Below are 2,988 nucleotides of genomic sequence, written 5' to 3' on the forward strand. Positions count from 1 at the left end.
TTTTGCGAACCATGCGCCAAACACCGCCAACAACAGCGCCAGCGAATCGACCATCATGTGGCCGGCGTCTGCCAGCAAGGCCAGCGAGCCAGACCAGAAACCGCCAAAAACCTCGGCCACCATCATCACGGTGGTCAGCACGAAGGCGATCAGCAATTTGCGCTCACGCCCCTGCCCCTCGCCGCCTGCCGCGTGTATATGAGAGTGACTGTGTGAATGATCGTGATGATCGTGAGCGTGGGCATGGGACCCAGGGCGATGAGGCATTTTCATCCGAACATGCTAGGAAGCGCGCACGCCGTTACACAATCACCGGCACCATGCATCATCAGTGCGCGCACTGCGGACCGTGCACGTGCGCACGGTGACGATCGGTGCGCAGATTAATGAAATGGGCCGAGGCCAACAACAGGCCGCCGCAGGTAACCAAGACGCTGTGTAAGGCAATCGAATAATGCTCGGCATAGGTCACGCCAAGCACCAGCAAGGTCATTCCGGGCAGCGCAAGCAACAAGGGCAGCGGTCGGTGGTGGCGGCGAAAACCGCTGATCAAACTGATCAACGCCAGGATGCAGGCGAAAAATACAAAGCCGCGCTCGAAGCGATGATCGGCAAGAAACTCCAGCCCCAGAACCGGCAACAAAGCCAACACGAATGGCAGCGCGGCGCAGTGCACCGCGCACAGGAACGAAGCGGTCGCACCAATGCGATCGGCAATGAACCACCCACGGGATTTGTGCACTTGCTCAGTGTCCATCGGTCTGCCTAAGGCGTTAAGCGTGACGGGTTGCTCCGCCACTGGCAAGCAATGTTACATTATAACGTAACGAACGTCAGCAAGGAGTTTACATCGTGCGCAGAACTGTTTTCGCCCTCGCCCTGACCGCCAGCCTCGGCGGCGGCGCCCTACCGCTTTATGCCGCCGATAACGATGCCGATATGGATGCGCCGGCGGAGCAGGAAACCCGCAAAGCGAAAAACCTGAACACCATCATCGTGAGCGCCGTGCCGCTTGGGCAAAAGGCTGACCAGATCGTGGCTCCGGTGGCCGTACTGGCCGGTACCCGGCTGGATGACGCCAAGGCCGGCACGCTAGGCGAAACGGTGTCGGTCATTCCCGGCGTTCAGACCACCGGCCTGGGCAAGGCGGTCGGCCGCCCGGTGATTCGCGGCATGGATGGCCCGCGTGTCGCCATCCTCGAGAACGGCCTGGGCTCGCAAGATGTCTCGAACATCAGCCAGGATCATGCGACCGCCATCGAGCCATTCCTGGCCGATCAGATCGAAGTGCTCAAGGGGCCGTCCACCCTGCTCTATGGTTCTGGCGCCATCGGTGGCGTGGTCAATGTCGTCGACGGACGCATCCCCATGGCCGCCCCACAAAACGGCTTTAGCGGTCGCGCCGAAGGGCGCTACGACGGCGGTACCCAGGGCAAGACCGGCGTCTTCCGAGCCGATGCCGGCAACCAGCAGTTTGCCGTGCATGTGGACGGCATGCGCCGCAACGATGACAGCTACGACATCCCTGGCGGCAGCCAGGCCAATAGCCAGGTGAAAACCACCTCGGGCGCCTTCGGTGCCTCGCTGCTGGGGGACTGGGGTTATGTCGGCGTCTCGATCTCGCGCTACATGAATAAATACGGTAGCCCGGCCGAGCCCGGTCACCAGGCACAGCCAGGTCACGACCACGACGAAGAACCCGTGCATATCAAACTGGCGCAGACCCGCTATGACCTCAAGGGCGGCTTCAACCAGCCATTGCCCGGTATCGCCAAAGCCGAGCTCAGCTTCGGTCATACCGATTATCAGCATGTGGAATTCGAAGGCAGCACCCCCAGCACCACTTTCACCAACAAGGCCAATGAAGGTCGCCTGCTGCTTACCCACCAGCCATTCGCGGGTTGGCAAGGTGCCTTCGGCCTACAGTATTTTCATCGCAACTTCGCCGCCATCGGCGCGGAAACCTTTGTGCCCGCGACCACGACACGCGGCTGGGGCGTATTTATCACTGAGCAACGCGAATTCGGCCCGCTCAAACTAGAGCTCGGCGCGCGTACCGACCGACAAACCGCTTCCCCGGAAAACGCCACTCGCCGCAGTTTCACCCCGGCCAGTTTTTCCAGCGGGTTGGCCTGGCGCTTCAGCCAGTCGTGGCATGCCAGCATCAACTTGGATCACGCCGAACGCGCACCGGCCGAAGAAGAGTTGTTCTCGCACGGCCCGCACGCGGCCTCAAATTCATTCGAGATAGGTAATCCCGAGATAAAAAAGGAACGTGCCAACCAAGCGGAACTGGCCCTGCACTATCACGGCGATTTCGTCGAAGGCAAAGTCGGTACCTACTACAACCGTTACCACGATTTCATTTATCTCGCCGATACCGGCGAGCAAGAAGACGACCTGCCGGTGCGTCAGTGGTCGCAGCGCAATGCCAGCTTCCGCGGCTGGGAGGCCGAAGCCACCATGCACCTGGCCAAAAGCAACGCCGGGGCATGGGATCTACGCGTTTATGGCGACAGCGTGCGCGCCAGCCTTGGCCATGGTGGCGGCAACCTGCCGCGCATCCCCGCCGGGCGCCTGGGCGCGCAGCTCAACTGGAGCCGCGATGATCTTCGTGCCAGCGTCGGTGCCGTGCAGTATTTCGCGCAAGACAAAACCGCTGCATTCGAAACCCGTACGGCAGGCTACACCTTGGTCAACGCTCATGCCGCCTGGACCTTTTATAACGGCGAGCAAAGTCAGTGGGAGGCGTTTCTGGATGGCAACAACCTGACCAACCGCAAGGCGCGGCTGGCGACATCGCTGTTCAAGGATCAGGTCTTGCAGCCGGGACGCAATGTCTCGATCGGCGTGCGCGCCTTCTTCTAGGGCCTGTTCACGCTATTCGCGTAGCCCGCGTTGTCGTTGAGTGGCTGCCAGGTGGTAGTGCGTGGCGCCGGCCTGGCTGGCTGCCAGGCCAAGCCGCGCGCTGCCGCATGGCGGCCACTC

Annotated in this window: 3 protein-coding genes; 1 reads left to right on the forward strand and 2 read right to left on the reverse strand. The window is 61.4% G+C overall.

The window, feature by feature from the left end; genetic code table 11:
• Both OUZ52_RS22575 and OUZ52_RS22580 read right to left on the reverse strand, forming a co-directional pair.
• The coding region (locus OUZ52_RS22575) for a cation efflux transmembrane domain-containing protein (RefSeq protein ID WP_266160856.1) at positions 1-273 on the reverse strand (273 nt) is incomplete at its 3' end.
• Between the two features lie 55 nt (positions 274-328).
• Positions 329-757, reverse strand: coding sequence for a MerC domain-containing protein (locus tag OUZ52_RS22580; RefSeq protein WP_266160857.1), 429 nt, complete (start codon positions 755-757; stop codon positions 329-331).
• A gap of 95 nt (positions 758-852) precedes the next feature.
• On the opposite strand from OUZ52_RS22580, the gene OUZ52_RS22585 reads away from it, so the two are divergent.
• On the forward strand, positions 853-2,868 hold the full coding sequence (locus OUZ52_RS22585; protein WP_266160858.1) for a TonB-dependent receptor: 2,016 nt from the start codon (positions 853-855) through the stop codon (positions 2,866-2,868).
• Positions 2,869-2,988 lie beyond the last annotated feature (120 nt).

The sequence above is a fragment of the Dyella silvatica genome (assembly GCF_026283955.1).
In the GTDB taxonomy this organism is placed as follows: Bacteria; Pseudomonadota; Gammaproteobacteria; order Xanthomonadales; family Rhodanobacteraceae; genus Dyella_C; species Dyella_C silvatica.

Bases quoted from the DNA above. Each gene is read 5' to 3' on its own strand.
- OUZ52_RS22580 (WP_266160857.1), bottom strand. From the start codon at position 757: ATGGACACTGAGCAAGTGCACAAATCCCGTGGGTGGTTCATTGCCGAT.